This window comes from Pseudoalteromonas sp. HM-SA03 (genome assembly GCF_002289345.1).
Classification (GTDB): Bacteria; Pseudomonadota; Gammaproteobacteria; order Enterobacterales; family Alteromonadaceae; genus Pseudoalteromonas.
On sequence record NZ_NSDG01000090.1, the window covers coordinates 1 to 655 of the forward strand.

Consider the following 655-nt stretch of genomic DNA (forward strand, 5'->3'; position numbering starts at 1 on the left):
TTGCTTTCCTAGGTCTTGCCAGTTGATGTCTCTTAGGTATTTAACTGGGTCGCCTTTGCCGAGCTTGCGTAGTACGGCAAGCGCAGCCGAGAGCGATTCTCCAGTATTTTTTAAGATAACCTTTCCTACGCCTTTGACGGCTGAGCCCACAACTGGCACTAAACCAATGCCGGTGAGGGTAAAGGCAAGCCAAGCGTCGGTGTCGTTGGCTTCATCATCGTCAGTCAGTAGCATGACATTGGCAATGATATCTCGTAAATCCATGACTTGGTCGATAATCGGTATCATGGAAATCAAGGTGCCTACCACGATTTGNGGAGGGGTTTTGATTAAAGTCGCCTTGTAGTGTGCCCCATAACCAATCACCTGCTTGGGTTGCAATGCCGTTGGCTTCTATCAGTGGTGCGGTATTGCCGCTGCGTACCATTTCAGCCGCTCGCGCTGGGGTGATTTTTCCATACAATGGATTTTTAGGGCGATTATCTTCAGGCAGGTAATCGCGTTTATCCTCACCATATTGCACGGTATATTGACCTGGCGGTGCATTCTCAATTTTTGCTTTACCGCTGTCATCTAAGTTACCGGTCAACTCTGTGCCGTTTGCAAATCGAATGGTATAAGGTGCGCCCATAATTGGGCTGCCATCTTGATAAGT

General features: G+C 48.3%; 1 pseudogene. It reads right to left on the reverse strand.

The window, feature by feature from the left end:
* Positions 1-264 (reverse strand): annotated as a pseudogene (locus CKO50_RS18425) (hypothetical protein); the annotation flags it as partial.
* Between the last annotated feature and the right edge of the window lie 391 nt (positions 265-655).